The organism is Modestobacter sp. I12A-02662 (genome assembly GCF_041028325.1).
Classification (GTDB): Bacteria; Actinomycetota; Actinomycetes; order Mycobacteriales; family Geodermatophilaceae; genus Modestobacter.
In genome coordinates, this window is the sequence record NZ_JABGDE010000007.1 from 66,259 (window position 1) to 84,501 (window position 18,243).

Below are 18,243 nucleotides of genomic sequence, written 5' to 3' on the forward strand. Positions count from 1 at the left end.
GGTGCAGGGTGGCGCGGCGAGGACGGCGGACCGAGGGAGGCTGCGATGGGGACCACCGACGTCCAGGTGCTCGTCGTGGGAGCCGGCCCGACCGGCCTGACCCTCGCCTGCGACCTGCTCCGGCGCGGGGTCGGCTGCCGCGTCGTCGACCGCGCGGTCGCGTTCCACCGGCGGTCCCGCGGCAAGGGCCTCCAACCGCGGACCCTCGAGGTCTTCGACGACCTGGGCGTCGCGGAGCAGGTGCTCGCGGTCGGCCGCCGGGCCCACCGGCTGCGCCTGTACGCCGGGGGCAGGCAGGTCGCCGACCTGTCGATCCCGCCGCGGCCGCCGCGCCCCGGCGTCCCGTACCCCGACCTCGTCGTCCTCCCGCAGTGGCGGACCGAGGAGCTGCTGCGGAACCGGCTCGCCGCGCTCGGCGGGGTCGTGGAGCGCGGACGCGAGCTGGTGGCCCTGTCGCAGGACGACGACGGGGTCACGGTGACGGTCGCCTCGGGAGGCGCGGCCGAGGTCGTGCGGGCCGGGTACGTCGTCGGGTGCGACGGCGGGCACAGCCGGGTGCGCGAGCTCCTCGGCCTGGTGTTGCGGGGGGAGGGCAGGCAGGAGCGCTTCGTGCTGGGGGACGTCGAGGTCGACGGGCTGGAGCCCGGGGTCGCCGTCGCCTGGTTCGACGGACGCGAGTACCTGGCGGCCGATCCGCTCGACGGCCGCGGGACCTGGCAGGTGCAGGCCCGCGTCCCCTCCGACGGCCGGCCTGAGCCGGTCACCGTCGAGCTGCTCCAGCGGCTGTTCTCCGAGCGCGGCTTCCCGGGCGTGCGCCTGCACGACCCCACCTGGCTGTCCGAGTTCGCCCCGCGGGCGGCCCTGGTGGACAGGTACCGAGCCGGTCGCGTGCTGCTGGCCGGCGACGCGGCCCACGTGCACAGCCCCGCCGGCGGGCAGGGGCTGAACACCGGCGTGCAGGACGCCTACAACCTGGGCTGGAAGCTCGGGCTGGTCGTGGCCGGCGCGGCGCCGGGGGACCTGCTCGACACGTACCAGGAGGAGCGGCTGCCGGTCGCCCGGGCGGTGCTGGCGGGCAGCGACCGGGGGCACACCGTCGTCTTCTCCGCGCACCCGGTCGTGCGGCGGCTGCGCGAGCGGGTGCTCGCCCCGCTGCTCCGGCTCGACGCCGTCCAGCGGGCGGTGCTCGACCGGTCCGCGGAGCTGGCCATCTCCTACCGGGGGAGCTCGCTGTCCGGGGGGCGCGTCGGCCCCGCCGGCCGGCTCCGCTCCCGGCGCGGGCCGCACGCCGGGGACCGGGCACCGGACGCCCGGTGCCGGGCCGCGGACGGCAGCGGCCCGATGCGGCTGTTCGACCTCTTCCGCGGCCCGCACGCCACCCTGCTGCTGTTCGCCGGCCGGGCGGCACACCGGGAGCGGCTGGCCGCGCTGGCGCGCGAGGTCGGCGAGCGCCATGGCGACGACGTCCGGCCGGCGATCGTCGTCCCGGCCGACCGGGTGCCCGTAGGGCTGGACGCCGGTGCCGCGGTGCTCGACCCGGACGGGGAGGCGCACCGGCTCTACGGGGCCGACGCCGGGGCGCTGGTCCTCGTGCGGCCGGACGGGTACATCGGGCACCGGTCGACCCCGGCCGACGCGGTGGCGCTGCGGGAGCACCTCGGCGCCGTGTTCCCCGGGCGGGGCCGCACGGTGGTCCACTGACGCCCCGCGCCTGTCCGTACCGAGTCGAGGAGGTCCAGATGTCACGAGCGCCGGGAGCCGGCCGGGACGGCGTCCACGTGGTGGTGGGCGCCGGGGGAGCGGTCGGCCGGCTGGTCGTCGCCCACCTGTCCGCGGCCGGGCTCCCGGTCCGCGCCGTGACCCGGGACGGGCGGGACGTCGGCACCCCGGGCGTCGAGGCCGTGTCGGCGGACGCGGCCGACGCCGCGGCGCTGACCGCGGCCTGCCGCGGGGCGGTCGCCGTCCACCACTGCGCCATGCCCCCGCTCCTGCGGTGGACCCGGGACTTCCCGGCGCTCACCGATGCCCTGGTCGACGCCGCGAGCACGGTCGGTGCCCGGCTGGTCTACGCCGACGACACCTGGATGTACGGCCGGGTCGAGGGCGCGATGACCGAGGACACCCCGTGGCGGCCGGTCAGCCCCCTGGGTGTCCTGCGTGCCTGGCTCGCCGAGCGGATGCTGCACGCGGCCGCCGCCGGGCGCCTGCAGGTCAGCATCGCCCGCGCCGGGGAGCTGTACGGGCCCGGCGTGCGGTCCCTCATCGCCGGCAACGTCTTCGGCTCGGCGCTGCGGGGGCGTCCCGTGCACTGGGTCGGCGACCCCGACCTCCCGCTGACCCCCACCTTCGTGGACGACTTCGCCCGGACCGTCGCCGCGCTCGGCATGGCGGACACGTCGGACGCCGCGGTCTGGCACGTGCCCCACCCCGCGCCCACCACGGGCCGGGCGCTGGCGGCGGAGGCGTGCCGGCAGGCCGGCACGCGGCTGTGGCTGCTGCGGCACGGGACGAGCCGGCTGCGGGCCGTCGGCCGGGTCGTCCCGCTCGTCCGGGCGGGTGCCGAGCTGGTGTACCAGTTCGAGCAGCCGTTCGTGGTCGACGGCAGCCGGGCGGGGAGGGCCTTCGGGCTGACCCCGACCACCTACGAGGAGGGGGTGCGCAGGACGCTGTCCGCCCTGCGCACCCCGTCCGCGGACCGCCCGGACGCCGCCCGGGTCCGGTGAGGGGCGGACGAGACGCGTGGCCGACGGGGACGTGCGCCGTGGACGGACGCCGTACCGGTCCCCGGGTTGCTTCCCGGCGCGGGTCGCGGTTCGGTCGGCACATCCCCACGACGGAGGCGGACACCTGCGATGAAGCTGCTGCTCCCGGACTCCCTCCCGCTGGAGCCGGCGCTGCCCGACGGCGTGCGGGCGGTGGTCTACGACGCCTCCGCCCCGGTGCCCGAGGAGCACCGGGACGCCGAGGCGCTGGTGGTGTGGGGCAGCTCCGGTGACGACCTCGCCGCCGTCGCCGGACGGATGCCACGGCTGCGCTGGGTGCAGACCCTCGCGGCCGGGCCGGACGTGGTGCTCGCCGCGGGGTTCCCCGAGCACGTCGTCGTCACCGCCGGGATCGGGCTGCACGACCGGCCGGTCACCGAGCACGCCCTGGCGCTGGTCCTCGCCCTGGTGCGCCGGCTGCCCGCCGCCGCGCGGGCGCAGGCCGAGCACCGCTGGGACGGTGAGCTCGGCGGGCTCCAACCGCTGCACCCGCCCGGGCAGGTCACCACCCTCCTCGGCGCCCGCGTGCTCGTCTGGGGCTTCGGGAACATCGGGCAGACGCTCGCGCCGTTCCTGCAGCACCTCGGCGCGGAGGTGCGGGGCGTGGCACGGCGAGCCGGGGAGCGGTCCGGCTTCCCCGTGGTCGCGGAGGACGAACTGGACGCCGAGCTCGCGCGGACCGACGTCCTGGTGATGATCCTGCCCTCGACGCCGGCCACGGCGAACGCGCTGGACGCCGGCCGGCTGGCGTGCCTGCCCCCGCACGCCCAGGTGGTCAACGTCGGGCGGGGCTCCACGGTCGACGAGGCGGCGCTGGTCGACGCCCTGGCCGGCGGGCGCCTGGCCGGGGCAGCGCTCGACGTCACCCAGACCGAGCCGCTGCCGGCCGGCTCGCCGCTGTGGGAGGCGCCGAACCTGCTGCTGACCCCGCACGCCGCGGGCGGGCGGCCGGTCGGCGCCGACGCGCTGATCGCCCGGAACCTCACCGCGCTGCTGGCCGGCGGCGAGCTCACGAACGTGGTGCAGCGGTGACGACGTCCGACGTCGCGGCTGCGCTGGGGCGGGCCCGCCTGGTCCCGGTCGTCGTCCTCGACGACGCGGCCGACGCCGGGCCGCTGGCCGACGCCCTCGTGGCCGGGGGGCTCCCCGTCGCCGAGGTAACCTTCCGCACCGCGGCCGCCGCCGACGCCATCCGGGTGATGGCCGACCGGGGGGACCTGCTGCTCGGCGCCGGCACCGTGCTGACCCCGGCCCAGGTCGACCAGGCCGTCGCCGCCGGGGCCCGCTACGTCGTCTCCCCGGGCCTGAGCCGGGCCGTGGTCGAGCGGTGCGCCGAGCACGGCGTGCTCGCGCTGCCCGGGGCGGTGACCGCGACCGAGGTGCAGGCCGCGCTCGAGCTCGGCCTGGGCACCGTGAAGTTCTTCCCGGCCGGCACGTCCGGCGGGGCGCCCGCGATCGCCGCGCTGACCGCACCGTTCGCGGACGTCCGGTTCATCCCGACCGGCGGCATCGGTCCGGCTGACCTGGCCGACTACCTGCGCATCGACGCCGTCGTCGCGGTCGGCGGCTCGTGGATGGTGCCCCGCGACCGGATCCGGGCCGGGGACTTCGCGGCCGTGCGCCGGCTGACCGCCGAGGCGGTCGCCCTGGCGCGGGCGGACCAGGGCTGACGACGTGCCCGACACCGGAGGAGGGGGAACCAGGGCCATGACGGACAGGGCGCCGCTCACGCCGGTCACCACCGCCCGGCAGGTACCGCGGTGGTCGGAGCTGCGGGACGTCGTGCAGTTCAAGAAGCCGCAGCTGAACCGCACCGCGCGACGCCTGACCAACGCGCTCTCGGTGCGCGACCTCCGCGAGGCGGCGCGGCACACGACCCCGCGGGCGGTGTTCGACTACGTGGACGGCGCGGCCGAGGAGGAGATCACCGCGGCGCGGAACGTCGCCGCGTACCGGCGGGTCACGTTCCACCCGGACGCGCTGCGCTCGGTGGCCGAGCCCGACCCGGGTGTCGAGCTGCTGGGCCGGCGGATCGCCCTGCCGCTGGTCTTCGCGCCCACCGGCTACACCCGGATGATGCACCACCACGGGGAGCAGGCCGTGGCCTCCGTGGCCCAGCACGTCGGCATCCCGTACGCGCTGTCGACGGTCGGCTCCACCTCGATCGAGGACGTCCGGGCCGCGGCGCCCGACGGCGACCTGTGGTTCCAGCTGTTCTTCACCGGCGACCTGCGGGTGAACGAGGACCTGCTGGCCCGGGCCGAGGCGGCCGGGTACTCGACGGTGCTGCTCACCGTCGACACCACGGTCTCCGGGATGCGGCTGCGGGACGTCGTCAACGGCCTCACGATCCCGCCGACCCTCACCGCCCGCACGGTGCTCAACATGTCCCGGTTCCCGGGGTGGTGGTTCAACAAGCTGACCACCGGGGGGATGACCTTCGCCTCGCTCGCCGACGTCCCCGGCAACCCGACCCCGGGCGAGGTGGCGAGCATGATGTTCGACCCCGGCCTGGACCTGACCTCGCTGGACTGGCTGCGCGACCGGTGGCCGGGGCGGCTGGTCGTCAAGGGCGTGACGACGCCCGGGTCGGCCCGCGAGGTGATGGAGCACGGCGCCGACGGCGTGGTGGTCTCCAACCACGGTGGCCGCCAGCTGGACCGCTCGGCCGCCACCCTCGACGTCCTCCCCGCCATCCGGGCCGCGGTCGGCCAGCAGGCCACCGTGCTCATCGACGGCGGGATCCTGCACGGCCAGGACGTCCTGGCCGCCCGCGCGCTCGGCGCGGACGCGGCGATGATCGGCCGCGCCTACCTGTACGGCCTCATGGCCGGCGGCCGGGACGGCGTGCTGCGGACCTACGACATCCTCGCCGAGGAGTACCTGCGGTCGATGCAGCTGCTCGGCGTGCGCCGCAGCGAGGACCTCACCGACCGGCACGTGGCCTTCACCCCGCACGGCACCGGCGACTACCCGAACGTCTCGGTCTGATCGCGCCGCCCTGTTGGTCTTGCGGGGCGGGCCGGGACGGTGGAGTAATCCCTGTACTGCCCCCAGCAGTGACGCAGCTCACAGACGAAGGAGGCGCCATGGTCAGCACCCGTCAGCCGGGAGGCAACAGCTCCTCGGTGGTGGACCTGTTCCCGACCAAGCACCTGGAAGCGCCCAAGGTGCGGGACATGCCCGAGGCCCCGGCCCGCTTCCGGAGCGTCATCGGCCCGGGGATCATCGCGGCCGGCGTCGGCATGGCCAGCGGTGAGTTCATCCTCTACCCCTACATCGCCTCGCAGGTCGGGCTGGTCTTCGTCTGGGCCGCCTTCGTGGGTCTGGCCACCCAGTACTTCCTCAACATGGAGATCGAGCGCTACACGCTCGCCACCGGCGAGACGGCGTTGACCGGCTTCAGCCGGTACTGGCGGCACTGGGGCCTGGTCTTCGCGATCCTGGCCTACTTCGCCAACATCTGGCCGGGCTGGGCCACCAGCTCGGCGACCCTGATCACCTACCTGGTCGGCGGGAGCGTGCCGCCGATAGCGATCGGCATCCTGCTGCTGATCGGCGTCATCCTGACCATGGCCCCGGTGGTCTACCAGGCCCTCGAGAAGATCGAGATGGTCAAGGTCGCCGCCGTCCTGCTGCTCATCGTCGTCGCCTCGTTCGCCGCGATCAGCGCCTCCACCTGGGCCGACGTCCCGCACATCGTCACCAGGGCCGGGCTGCCGTACCAGGAGCTCGGGTTCGCGCTGCTGATGGGCGCGCTGGCGTTCGCCGGCGCCGGCGGCGGCCAGAACCTGTGCCAGAGCAACTGGATCCGGGACAAGCGGTTCGGCATGGGCGCCTACGTCCCGCGGATCGTCAGCCCGGTCACCGGCCACCCGGAGGCAGCGCCGTCGACCGGCTTCGTGTTCGAGCCCACCCCGGAGAACCTGGGCCGGTGGCGGCGCTGGTGGAAGTTCGCCAACATCGAGCAGCTGAGCACCTTCGTGGCGATCAGCTTCCTCACCATCCTGTTCACCTCGCTGCTGGCCTACGCCACGGTCTTCGGGCAGGAGGGGCTGGCCAGCGACATCTCCTTCCTCGAGGCGGAGGGGAACGCGCTCAACGAGACCGTCGGCGGCTGGTTCGGCACGTTCTTCTGGATCATCGGTGCGTTCTCGCTGTTCGCCGCGGCGCTCGGGATCGTCGACTACACCAGCCGGTTGGGCGCCGACGTGCTGAAGACCGCGTACCTGAAGGGCGCGAACGAGAGCAAGATCTACTTCGCGCTGGTCTGGGGCCTGGTGGTGATCGGCATCATCGTGATCCTGTCCGGGCTGTCGCAGCCGCTGGTACTGCTGGTCATCTCCGCGGTCACCGGCGGGCTGATGATGTTCATCTACTCGGCGCTGCTGCTGCTGGTGAACAAGCGGGTGCTGCCCAAGGAGATCCGTCCGGGCATCGGCCGGGTGGCCGCCCTGATCTGGGCGTTCCTGCTGTTCGGCTTCCTGTCCGTGCTGACCTTCAACCAGCAGCTGCAGAACCTGCTCGGTGGCTGAGCGGGGCGGGGGCTCCCTGCCGCGGGTCGTCACCGCCGGGGAGACGATGGTGCTGGTCGTCCCGCCGTCGCCGGGCCGGCTCCGGCACGCCGGGGCGGTGACCATGTCCATCGGCGGGGCGGAGAGCAACGTGGCGATCGGGCTGTCCCGGCTCGGCGTCCCGGCCAGCTGGGTGAGCGTCCTGGGGGAGGACGAGCTCGGCGAGCTGGTCCTGCACCGGATCCGCGCGGAGGGCGTGGACACCAGCGCCGTGCGCCGGGTCGCCGACCGGCCCACCGGCCTCTACCTGCGGGAGCAGGTCGCCGGCGCGCTGCGGGTGTACTACTACCGCCGGGGGTCGGCGGCTTCGACCCTGGCGCCGGGTGCTTTCGACCCGGCGGTCCTCGACGGCGCCGCCTTCCTGCACCTGACCGGGATCACCGGGGCGCTGTCGCCGGAGTCGGCCGAGTTCCTCACCTGGGCGGCGCGGGCCGCTCGGGCGGCCGGCGTCCGGGTGAGCTACGACGTCAACTACCGGAGCCGGCTGTGGGAGCCGGCGGCGGCCCGGGCCGCCAGCGAGGCGATGCTGCCGCACGTCGACGTCCTGCTGGTCGGGGACGAGGAGGCCCGCGCCCTGTGGGGCTGGGACGACGACACCGTCCTGGACCGCCTCGCCGACGCCGGACCCGCCGAGGTGGTGCTGAAGCTCGGGGCGCGCGGCTGCGCGGCGGTGGTGGACGGCGAACGGCTCACCTCACCGGGGTTCCCGGCCCGCCAGGTCGACCCGATCGGGGCGGGGGACGCGTTCGCCGCCGGCTACCTGGCCGCGACCCTCGAGGGGCAGGACCCGGCGGGCCGGCTCCGGACGGCGAACGCCATGGGTGCGTTCTGCGTGCAGAACCTCGGCGACTACGAGGGCCTGCCCAGCCGCCGCGAGCTCACCGCGTTCCTCGACGATGCCGTCGACCTCGGGAGGTGACGATGCAGCAGCCGCAGGACCCGGCCGGCGTCCTGGAGGGCGTCTACGTCGCGAACGTGACGCCGTTCCGCGACGACGAGCGCTTCAGCATCGACGTGGACGCCTACCTCGGCCACGTCCGCTGGCTGGCCGAGCAGGGGGTCACCGGCGTCATCCCGTTCGGGACCAACGGGGAGGGGCCCTCGGTCACCACCCGGGAGAAGACGGCGGTCCTCGACGCGCTCGTCCCCGCGTCGGGGTCGCTGCACGTCGTCCCGACGGTCGCCGAGGGGAACCTGCCGGACACCCTCGACCTGCTCGCGTACCTGGACGACCAGCCGGTGGACGCGGTCATGGTGCTGCCGCCCTACTTCTTCAGGCCGGTGTCCCCCGAGGGGCTGCGGCTGTTCTACGACCGCGTCCTGGCCGCCACCCGGCACCCGGTGGTGCTCTACCACATCCCGAAGTACGCGGTCCCGCTGCCGACCGAGCTGGTGACGGGCCTGCCGGTGTGGGGGGTGAAGGACTCCGGGGGAGAGGCGGGCTACGCGGCGGCGGTGCACGCCGCCGGGAAGGGGGTGCTCGTCGGGACGGAGGACGACCTGCCCGGCCGGCTGATGACGGCGCACGGGTCGATCTCCGCGCTGGCCAACATCGTCCCCGAACACGTGGTCGCGCTCTACGGGCACGTCCGCGAGGGGCGGTCCGCGAAGGCGGCCGCGCTCTCCGCGCACCTGCTCCAGGTGCGGGCGATGACCAAGCAGTACGCAGCCCCCGGGGTGCTCAAGAAGGTCGCCGAGCAGCGGCACGGGCACCCGATGGGCACCGTGCGCCCGCCGCTGACACCCGTTCCGCCGTCGTTCGACGCCGCGGCCGCGGCCGCGCGCGCCGTCGCCGGTCCGACCAGGTGAGGAGGTCCCGATGCGGGTGCTGGTGACCGACGCCGACTACGGCGCGCTCGACCTGGAGGAGGAGGTGCTCCGCGCCGCCGGGCACGAGCTGCTCACCGCCCGGTGCCGGACGGCGGCGGAGGTGATCGAGGCCGCCCGGGACGTCGACGCCGTCCTCGTGCAGTACGCCCCGATCACCGCGGAGGTGCTGGACGCGCTGCCCCGGCTGCGGCTGGTGAGCCGCTACGGCGTGGGGGTGGACGTGGTCGACCTGGACGCCGCCCGGGCGCGGGGCGTCTGGGTGTGCAACGTCCCCGACTACGGCACCGCCGAGGTCGCCCTGCACGCCGTGGCGATGCTGCTCGCGCTGATGCGCAACCTGATCGGGCACGACCGCGAGGTGCACGCCGGGCGCTGGGACCACCGGCTCGGGGGACGCCTGCCGCGGCCCGGCGGGCTGACCCTCGGCGTGGTCGGCCTCGGCCGGATCGGGCGGACGACGATGGAGGGGGCCGCGCCGTGGTTCGGCGGCGTGGTGGGCTACGACCCGTACCTGCCCGACGACGCCTGGCCCGCCGGGGTGGAGCGGCTCGGGCTGGAGGAGCTGTTCACCCGGAGCAACGCGGTGACGCTGCACCTGCCGCTGACGCCGGAGACCCAGGGCCTGGTGGGGGCGGACCTGCTGGCCCGGATGCCGGCCGGGTCGTTCCTGGTCAACACCGCCCGGGGCGGGCTGGTCCAGCTCGACGCCGTCGCGCAGGCGCTGGCGGACGGCCGGCTCGCCGGGGTCGGCCTCGACGTGCTCCCGCAGGAGCCCCCGCCGGCGGACCACCCGCTGCTCGCCCACCCGCGGGCGCTGCTCACGCCGCACGTCGCCTGGTACTCGGAGGAGGCAGAGGTGGAGCTGCGGCGCAAGGCGGCGCGCAACGTCGTCAGCTGGGCGGAGACCGGCCGGCCGGACCACGTCGTCGTCGAGGGGCGCTGACCTCCCGCGCGCACGTGCTGCCTGGCGGTGCAGATCAGGACGGCGTGCAGCGGGCGCGCAGGGTGGGCACGCCCGGGCCGGTCAGGTCGTCGCAGTAGGCGCGGCGGCCGGCCATCGCCATGGTCAGCGCCAGCGTCGTCCCGCGGACCTCGGGCCCGGATCCCGTGCCGAAGGGGCCGTCGGTCGCCTCCAGGCGCAGTCCGTCGACCGCGCTGCGGCTGGGCACGGTGAAGTCCCGCCGGGCGAAGGACCGGGCGACCTCGGTGACCGCCTCCACCGAGGGTGTGCCCGGGAGCCCGAGGGGGCGACGGACGTCCTGGGCGTGCACGACGACCTTCCCGAGCCAGGCCGCGGTGGAGCCGGACGCCGCCGTCGTGCTGCCGATCGCCTGCCGGAACCGGTCGAGGGTCTCGGCGGGGGTGGCGCCCCGCTGCTCGGCCAGCCGCCGCTCGTTGTGGAGATCGAAGTCGAACCGGGCACCCACGACGCTGGCGATCCACCGCCACCGGCCCACGCTCGCTGCCGCCGTCAGGTGGGCGACGACGTCCTGGACCACCCACCGGCCGCACAGCGACGGCTGCGCCCACTGGACGTCGTCCAGGTCGGCGAGGTCGTCGGCGAGTGAGGCGCGCTCGGCGTGGGTGAGCGACCACAGGGTCTGGCGGGTGGGGGCGTCGTCCACGGGCACCTCCGGTCGGCAGGGAGCTGGCGCCGATCAGACTGCCCGGGCCGGTGCGACTCATCGGTCCCTCCGCGGGCTACTGCTCCCCGCGTTGCTCCTCGATCCGCGCGAGCACCGTCCTCCGCCCCTTGCCGAGCTGCTCCTCGGCCCGTTCGGCCCGGTCCAGCTGCGCCTCGCCGTGCATCTCCGCGACCCGGGTGCGCGCCTCGGGGGCAGGGACGTCGATCAGCTCGGCGGCCCTCCTCGCCTCCCGGGCCGCCTCGGTGTTCGGCACGTGCTGGCCGTCGCCGGTCCGCTTCTGGTGGTCGGCGGCCCGTCGTTCCTCCGCGCTGAGCAGCTCCCACGCCGCGTCCGGGAGGTACCGGGCCGTCTCGTCACCGTCGCGTGCGTCTGCGCCGCCGTCGGCGGTGCGCCAGTCCTGCCTCGTCCACTCGCGGAGGTGCTGCTGCGACCCGGTCCGCTCACCCTCGTGCCGGTAGCCGCCCCCCTGCGCCTCGTACTCGCGCGTGAGGAGCTGGCTCTTGCGGGCGCTCCACTGACCCGGTCGGCCACCGCGGTCCCCGGCCTTGATCTGCTCCTCGAGCCGAGCGCGCAGCTCGGGATCCGTGTAGTCGTCCTCGTAGTCCTCCGCCGACTTGCCGCTCATGCCGTCGGCGGTACCCCTGGAGCCGGCGTGCACGCGGGGGATGCCCCACGACCGGTCAGCGGGCGAGGACGTGAGGCCCAGGTAGACCGCCGCGGAGCGCCGTCCCCGGCCGCGTGGTCAGATGTCCAGACGGCCGACGACGGGAGTGAACGTGCAGGCAGTGGTCTACGAGCGCACCGGCGGACCCGAGGTGCTGACGGTCCGCGAGGTCCCCGACCCGGAACCGGGGGAGGGGGCGCTGCTGGTCGACGTCGAGGCCGCGGGCGTCAACTTCCGGGACGTGTACGAGCGGGAGGGCCGCCGCCCCTACACCGCGACCCCACCCGCGGTGATCGGGGTCGAGGGCGCGGGCACCGTCGCCGGCACCGGGGAGCGCGTCGCCTGGCTCGACGTCCGGGGCAGCTACGCCACCCGGGTCGCGGCGCCGCGCGACAAGGTGGTGCCGGTGCCCGACGGGGTCGACACCGACGTCGCCGCGGCCGCCATGCTGCAGGGCTGCACCGCCCAGTACCTGGTCTCCGAGTCCTACCCCGTCGCCGAGGGCGACTGGGTGGTCGTGCACGCCGGGGCCGGTGGGGTGGGCCTGCTGCTCACCCAGCTGGTGCGCGCCCGTGGCGGCCACGTGCTGGCCACGACCTCGACCGGGGAGAAGGCGGAGCTCGCCCGCGCCGCCGGCGCGGATGAGGTCGTGGTGGGTTACGAGGGGTTCCCCGAGCGGGTCCGCGAGCTGTCCGGCGGGGTGGGCGCGGCCGTCGTCTACGACGGGGTGGGGCGGACGACGTTCGCCGCGGGGCTGACCGCGCTGCGACCCACCGGGCGGATGATCCTGTACGGCGCCGCCAGCGGGCAGCCCGAGCCCCTGGAGCTGCACTCGCTGGCCGGCCACGGCTCGCTCTACGTGCAGCGTCCGACGCTGGCCACCTACACCCGCACGCCGGAGCTGCTGCGCACCCTGGCCGGCGCGGTCCTGGACCACGTCGCCGCCGGCCGGCTGGACGTCCGGATCGGCGGGCGCCGGCCGCTGGCGCAGGCGAGGGAGGCGCACGAGGACCTGGAGGCCCGCCGCACCACCGGCAAGCTCCTGCTGCTGCCGTAGTGGTGGCCGGAGGGGCAAGGTGGGCGCAGGACGGGCGGACGGCGTCGGCGGACGCCCCGAGCCGGAGGTGAGGACCGTGGCGCGGGTGCAGAACTGGGTCCCGGTGGTGGAGGCGGCCACCCGGGCCCCGTCGATCCACAACACGCAGCCGTGGCGGTTCACCGCCGCGCCCGACCGGCTCGAGGTCTTCCTGGACACGAGCCGGGAGCTGCCCACGCTGGACCCCACGCACCGCCAGCAGGTGATCAGCTGCGGCGTCGCGGTGGACTTCGCCCTGGTGGCGTTGCGGTCCGCCGGGCACGAGGCCGAGGTGGAGGTGGGCGGGGCGGGGGACGACGACCACCTGGCCACGGTCCGGGTCACCGGCCCGCACGAGCCCAGCGGCGCCGACCAGGCGCTGGCCGGCGCGATCGTGGAGCGGCACACCCGGCGGGCGCCGTTCCTGCCCCGCGCCGTCCCCGACGAGCTGCTCGAGCAGCTGCAGCAGGCGGCCGGCCCCTACGGCGTCTGGGTGCAGCAGGTCAGCGAGACCGACGCCGAGCTGGTCCTGGCCCACCTGCTCGACCGGGCCGAGCGGGCCGAGCAGTCCGACCCGGCCTACCGGGCGGAGCTGGAGAGCTGGCTGCGCACCGACCCGGACGCCCCGGACGGCGTCCCGGTGGCGGCGGTGCCCGCGGACGACCCGGCGGCCCGGCCGACGAACTGGACGGTCCGTGACTTCCTGGTGGGGCAGCGCACCCCGCAGCCGGCCGCCCCGGTCGCGGACGACGACCCGCCGCCCCCGGTCGAGCGGCCGGCCGTCGTGCTCCTGGGCACTGCCGGTGACGACCGGCCCGCCTGGGTGCAGACCGGGCGGGCGCTGGGGCGTGTGCTGCTGGTCCTCACCGCGGCGGGGATGGCGGCCTCACCGCTGACCCAGGCGCTGGACTGGCCGGCCACCCGGACCCGGATGCAGGTCGACCTGTCCCTGGTCGGGCACCCGCAGATGCTCATGCGCATCGGCTGGAGCTCCGCGCAGCCGACGCGGACCGGCCGCCGTCCGGTCGCGGAGGTCCTGCGCACCGTCGACTGACCCCCGGCGCGGGGTCGCCGCGCCGGGGACGTCGGTGGTTCAGGCCGGGCGGGTCCCGTCGGCCAGCACCTCGAGCAGGTGGCGGTAGGGGTGGCCGGTCGCCCGGGTCATCCCCAGCTCGCAGGTGCGGTTGACCGACGCGTAGGCCGTGGCCGGGTGCCGGCCGACGGCGGCGGCCTCCGGTGCGGTCGCGGACGCGGTCAGCTCCGGGTGCAGCAGCCCGCGGTCCCCGGCGAAGGCGCAGCAGAGCCAGTCCTCCGGCTGCACGACCTCCTCGGCGGCGGCCGCGGCCACCCGCAGCAGCGCCGGGTTGATCCCCAGCTGGGTGGAGGAGCAGGTCGGGTGCACCATGATCGACGGCACCCGCCGCGCCGCGGGCAGCTGCGCCAGGACGGCGGAGTCGACGAACGCGACCGCGTCCACGACCCGGATGCCCTCCTCGTCGGCGAGCAGCCGGATCAGCCCCTCGGTGCAGGAGGCCGCGTCCACGACCACCGGCAGCGCGCCGTCGTCGGTGGCCTCGCGCAGCGCCGGGACCACCAGGTCGCGCATGGCCTCCCAGCCCTCGCCCAGGCCCTTGGACTTCCACGGCGTGCCGCAGCACAGCCCGCCGATGGCGTCGGGCACCCGCACCTCGACGCCGGCCCGGTCGCACAGCGCCAGGAAGGCGTCCTGCACGCCGGGACCCTCGGTGGGCCCGAACATCGTCGAGATGCAGGCCGGGAAGTACACCGCCTGGGGGGCCGCCGCCGCGCGGGGCCGGCGGCGGCTGCCACCGCCGGGGAGCTCAGGGGACCAGGCCGGCACCGTGTCCGCGCCGAGCAGCGCCCGGCCGGCCGCGGTCGCGGCGCGGGGGAGGGGCGGAGGCACGGCGCGGGCGACGGTGAGCGCGGCCGCGGCCGCCCGCGTCGTGCCGTCCCAGTGCTTCGCCGCCGTCTTCCACACCTTCTGCTCGACCCGGCCGCTCTGCTCGCCGCGCAGCCGGCGGGTCAGGTCACCGGTGTCGATGAGCACCGGGCAGGCGGTCTGGCACATGCCGTCGACGGCGCAGGTGTCGATCGCGTCGTACTGGTACTCGTCCTCCAGCCGCTGGAACAGCGCGTCGTCGCCGCCGTCCCGGGCGCGGATCATCTCCCGGCGCAGCACGATCCGCCGCCGCGGCGTGGTGGTGAGGTCCTTGCTCGGGCAGACCGGCTCGCAGTAACCGCACTCCACGCACCGGTCGACCTCGACCTCCACGGTGGGCGTGGACTTGAGGTGGCTGATGTGCGCCGACGGGTCCTCGTCGAGCAGCACGCCGGGGTTGAGCAGCCCCTTGGGGTCGAGCAGCCGCTTGACCTCCTGCATCACCTCGTACAGCTCGTCGCCGTACTGGCGGCGCACGAACGGGGCCATGATCCTCCCCGTGCCGTGCTCGGCCTTGAGCGTGCCGTCGTTGCCGAGCACGAGGTCGACCATGTCGTCGGTGAAGCGCAGGTAGCGCTCGATCATCTCGGGGCGGTCGAAGTCCTCGTTGAGCATGAAGTGGACGTTGCCGTCCTTCGCGTGCCCGAAGATGACGCTCCCGGCGTACCCGTGCCGCTCGAAGAGCTCGGTGAGGTGCTCGCAGGTGGGCAGCAGCTGCTCGACCGGGACGGCGATGTCCTCGAGCAGCGCGGTGGTGCCCGAGGGCCGGGCTCCGGCGACCGCGGTGTACAGGCCCTTGCGGATGTGCCACAGCGCGGCCCGCGTCACGGCGTCGCTGCTCAGGCCGGCCGGGGAGGCCAGCGGCAGCCCGCCGAGCACGTCGGTGGCCGCGGCGACCCGGTCGGCGAGCTCCTCGCTCGTCGGCTGCTGGTGCTCCACCAGCAGGGCGGTGTGGTCGCGGACCTCCAGCTCGCGCAGCTCGGCGGTCGCCTCCGGATCGCCCTGGGCGACCCGCAGGCTGGTGGCGTCCAGCAGCTCGATGGTGGCGAAGCCGGCGTCGACCAGGGCCGGCAGGGAGCCGGTGGCCGCGGCGAGGTCGGGGAACATCAGCAGCCCGGTCGCGGCGAAGGGGTGGGCCGGCACGGTGCGGAACGTGGCCTCGGCGACGAAGGCCAGCGTGCCCTCGCTGCCGACCACCAGGTGGAGCAGGACGTCGACCGGCCGGGTGTGGTCGACGAAGGAGTTGACCCCGTAGCCCATCGTGTTCTTGATCGAGTAGAGGCTGCGGATCCGGTCGACCGACACCGGGTTGCCGCGCACCCGGTCGCGCAGCCGGGACAGCCCCTCGTACACCTCGGGCTCCAGCGCCCTCAGCCGGTCGTCGGCGTCCGGGGCGCCGGTGTCGACCACCGTGCCGCTGGGCAGCACCAGGACGGCGGACTCCAGCGTCCGGTAGGTGTTCAGCTCCGTGCCGCAGGCCATGCCGCTGGAGTTGTTGGCCACGACGCCGCCGATCGTGCAGGCGCTCTCGCTGGCCGGGTCGGGCCCGAGCTTGCGCCCGTACCGGGCCAGCCGGGTGTTGACCGCGCGCACGGTCGCGCCGGGCTGCACCCGGACGCGGGCGCCGTCGTCGAGCACCTCGATGCCGCGGAAGTTGCGGCGGGTGTCCACGAGCACCCCGTCGTTGGTGGCCTGGCCGGACAGGCTGGTGCCGCCGGACCGGAAGGTGAGCGGCACCCCCTGCTCGGCGCTGACCCGCAGCAGCGCGGCCACCTGACCGGCGTCCCAGGGGGCGACCACGGCCTGCGGCACGAGCAGGTAGTGGGACGCGTCGTGGGCGAAGGACAGCCGGTCGGAGGCCCGGGCGGCGACGGCACCTGGTGCTGCCTCCTCCAGCAGGGCCACCAGCGGGCCGGGCGGGTGCAGCAGGTCGTCGTCCCGGTCCTGCTCCAGGGCGTGCCGCGTGCGCCGGTCAGTGAGACTCACGGTTGACCTCCGAACCGCTCGAGCCGACGAGGAAGTCCAGGTCCGCTCCGGTGTCGGCCTGCAGCACGTGGTCGACGTACAGCCGCTCCCAGCCGCGCCGCGGGTCGGCGAAGCCGGCCACCGTCGCCGCGTCCGGTCTGCGCCGGGCCAGCTCTCCCATGGGGACCTCCAGGTCGATGCGACGCGCTTCCACGTCGAGGCTGATGACGTCGCCGGTCTGCACGAGCGCGAGCGGGCCGCCGGCGGCGGCCTCGGGGGTGACGTGCAGGACCACGGTGCCGTAGGCGGTGCCGCTCATCCGACCGTCACAGATCCGGACCATGTCACGGATGCCCTGCTCCAGCAGCTTGGTGGGCAGCGGCATGTTCGACACCTCGGGCATGCCGGGGTAGCCCCTCGGGCCGCAGCCGCGCAGCACGAGCACCGAGTCGGCGTCGACGTCGAGGTCGGGGTCGTCGATCCGGGCCGTGAAGTCCTCGATCGAGTCGAAGACGACCGCCCGCCCGCGGTGCCGCAGCAGGTGCGGCGAGGCGGCGGCCGGCTTGACCAGCGCACCGCCGGGGGCCAGGTTGCCGCGCAGCACGACGATGCCGCCCTCGGCGACCAGCGGGGCCGACCGGGGGCGGATGACCTCGGCGTCCCAGATCGCGGCGTCGTCGAGGTACTCGACCAGCGGCTTGCCGGTCACGGTCAGCGCGGTCGGGTCGAGCAGGTCGCGGACCTCCCGGAGGACGGCGAGCAGGCCGCCGGCGCGGTGGAGGTCCTCCATCAGGAAGCGGCCGGCCGGCAGCAGGTCGACCAGCACCGGCACCCGGGAGCCGATCCGGTCGAAGTCGTCGATGGTCAGGTCGATGCCCAGCCGGCCGGCGATGGCCAGCAGGTGCACCACCGCGTTGGTCGAGCCGCCGATCGCGGCCAGCGCCACGATCGCGTTGCGGAACGACCCCTGGGTCAGGAACGTGCTCGGCCGGCGGTCGGCGGCGACCATCTCCACGGCCAGCCGGCCGGTGCCGTGGGCGGCCGCCAGCAGGCGGCTGTCCGGCGCCGGGGTGCCCGCGACCCCGGGGACGACGGTGCCCAGCGCCTCGGCCACCAGCGCCATCGTCGACGCGGTGCCCATCGTGTTGCAGTGCCCGCGGCTGCGGACCATCGCCGACTCCGAGCGGGTGAACTGGTCGGCGGACAGGGTGCCGGCCCGGACCTCCTCCGAGAGCCGCCACACGTCGGTGCCGCAGCCCAGCGGCACGCCGCGGAAGGTGCCGGTGAGCATGGGCCCCCCGGGGACGACGACGGCGGGCAGGTCGACCGAGCCCGCGGCCATCAGCAGCGAGGGGATGGTCTTGTCGCAGCCACCCAGCAGGACGACGCCGTCCACCGGGTTGGCGCGCAGCATCTCCTCGGTGGCCATCGCGGCCATGTTCCGCCAGAGCATCGCCGTCGGCCGGACCTGGGTCTCACCCAGGGACACGACCGGCAGCTCCAGCGGGATGCCACCGGCCTCGTAGACGCCGTTCCGCACCGACGCGGCGACCTCGGTGAGGTGGGCGTTGCACGGGGTGAGGTCGGACGCCGTGTTCGCGATGGCGATCTGCGGCCGCCCGGTGAAGGCGTCGTCGGGCACACCGCGGCGCATCCACGCCCGGTGGATGTAGCCGTTGCGGCTCTGCCCGGCGTACCAGTGTGCGCTGCGGAGCTCCACGTCGAGCACCTCTCCCACCGTCGGCCCGATGGTCTACTTTCCGGAAC

15 protein-coding genes are annotated in these 18,243 nt (G+C 75.3%); 11 read left to right on the forward strand and 4 right to left on the reverse strand.

The genetic code is table 11. From position 1 onward, the window contains the following. Positions 1 to 45 precede the first annotated feature (45 nt). The 9 genes from HL189_RS11640 to HL189_RS11680 all read left to right on the forward strand — a co-directional run bounded on the left by HL189_RS11640 (position 46) and on the right by HL189_RS11680 (position 10,109). Positions 46 to 1,701 (forward strand): FAD-dependent monooxygenase, encoded by a 1,656-nt coding sequence (locus HL189_RS11640; RefSeq protein ID WP_369133860.1) that lies wholly within the window; start codon positions 46 to 48, stop codon positions 1,699 to 1,701. Between the two features lie 38 nt (positions 1,702 to 1,739). After that, complete coding sequence (locus HL189_RS11645) at positions 1,740 to 2,723, forward strand: NAD-dependent epimerase/dehydratase family protein (RefSeq protein WP_369133861.1); 984 nt, start codon at positions 1,740 to 1,742, stop codon at positions 2,721 to 2,723. A 129-nt stretch (positions 2,724 to 2,852) separates the two neighbouring features. Next, a complete protein-coding gene (locus HL189_RS11650; RefSeq protein ID WP_369133862.1) occupies positions 2,853 to 3,794 on the forward strand; it encodes a phosphoglycerate dehydrogenase in 942 nt (313 codons plus the stop codon). Then, positions 3,791 to 4,432 (forward strand): bifunctional 4-hydroxy-2-oxoglutarate aldolase/2-dehydro-3-deoxy-phosphogluconate aldolase, encoded by a 642-nt coding sequence (eda, locus tag HL189_RS11655; RefSeq protein WP_369133863.1) that lies wholly within the window; start codon positions 3,791 to 3,793, stop codon positions 4,430 to 4,432. Before HL189_RS11650 ends, eda begins: the two co-directional genes overlap by 4 nt. Before the next feature lie 37 nt (positions 4,433 to 4,469). Further along, entirely contained in the window at positions 4,470 to 5,753 is a 1,284-nt protein-coding gene (locus HL189_RS11660) for an alpha-hydroxy acid oxidase (RefSeq protein ID WP_369133864.1), read from the forward strand. Between the two features lie 98 nt (positions 5,754 to 5,851). After that, positions 5,852 to 7,297, forward strand: coding sequence for an Nramp family divalent metal transporter (locus HL189_RS11665; protein WP_369133865.1), 1,446 nt, complete (start codon positions 5,852 to 5,854; stop codon positions 7,295 to 7,297). Continuing rightward, positions 7,290 to 8,255, forward strand: coding sequence for a sugar kinase (locus tag HL189_RS11670; protein WP_369133866.1), 966 nt, complete (start codon positions 7,290 to 7,292; stop codon positions 8,253 to 8,255). The genes HL189_RS11665 and HL189_RS11670 overlap by 8 nt, the downstream gene beginning before the upstream one ends. 2 nt (positions 8,256 to 8,257) lie before the next feature. Then, on the forward strand, positions 8,258 to 9,145 hold the full coding sequence (locus HL189_RS11675) for a dihydrodipicolinate synthase family protein (protein WP_369133867.1): 888 nt from the start codon (positions 8,258 to 8,260) through the stop codon (positions 9,143 to 9,145). A gap of 10 nt (positions 9,146 to 9,155) precedes the next feature. Beyond that, the gene (locus HL189_RS11680) at positions 9,156 to 10,109 is read left to right on the forward strand and encodes a C-terminal binding protein (protein WP_369133868.1); all 954 of its coding nucleotides are present in this window, start codon (positions 9,156 to 9,158) and stop codon (positions 10,107 to 10,109) included. A gap of 34 nt (positions 10,110 to 10,143) precedes the next feature. Here HL189_RS11680 and HL189_RS11685 read toward each other — a convergent pair whose 3' ends face one another. Both HL189_RS11685 and HL189_RS11690 read right to left on the reverse strand, forming a co-directional pair. Beyond that, positions 10,144 to 10,791, reverse strand: coding sequence for a maleylpyruvate isomerase family mycothiol-dependent enzyme (locus HL189_RS11685; protein WP_369133869.1), 648 nt, complete (start codon positions 10,789 to 10,791; stop codon positions 10,144 to 10,146). A gap of 76 nt (positions 10,792 to 10,867) precedes the next feature. Continuing rightward, positions 10,868 to 11,437, reverse strand: coding sequence for a hypothetical protein (locus HL189_RS11690; protein ID WP_369133870.1), 570 nt, complete (start codon positions 11,435 to 11,437; stop codon positions 10,868 to 10,870). A gap of 151 nt (positions 11,438 to 11,588) precedes the next feature. Here HL189_RS11690 and HL189_RS11695 point away from each other — a divergent pair, with 151 nt between their 5' ends. Beyond that, positions 11,589 to 12,533 (forward strand): quinone oxidoreductase, encoded by a 945-nt coding sequence (locus HL189_RS11695; protein WP_369133871.1) that lies wholly within the window; start codon positions 11,589 to 11,591, stop codon positions 12,531 to 12,533. Positions 12,534 to 12,609: 76 nt separating this feature from the next. Beyond that, the gene (locus HL189_RS11700) at positions 12,610 to 13,605 is read left to right on the forward strand and encodes a hypothetical protein (protein WP_369133872.1); all 996 of its coding nucleotides are present in this window, start codon (positions 12,610 to 12,612) and stop codon (positions 13,603 to 13,605) included. Positions 13,606 to 13,644: 39 nt separating this feature from the next. Here HL189_RS11700 and HL189_RS11705 read toward each other — a convergent pair whose 3' ends face one another. After that, on the reverse strand, positions 13,645 to 16,497 hold the full coding sequence (locus tag HL189_RS11705) for an FAD-binding and (Fe-S)-binding domain-containing protein (protein WP_369133873.1): 2,853 nt from the start codon (positions 16,495 to 16,497) through the stop codon (positions 13,645 to 13,647). Beyond that, positions 16,484 to 18,196, reverse strand: a complete 1,713-nt coding sequence (locus tag HL189_RS11710; protein WP_369133874.1) for an IlvD/Edd family dehydratase — start codon at positions 18,194 to 18,196, stop codon at positions 16,484 to 16,486. The genes HL189_RS11705 and HL189_RS11710 overlap by 14 nt, the downstream gene beginning before the upstream one ends. Between the last annotated feature and the right edge of the window lie 47 nt (positions 18,197 to 18,243).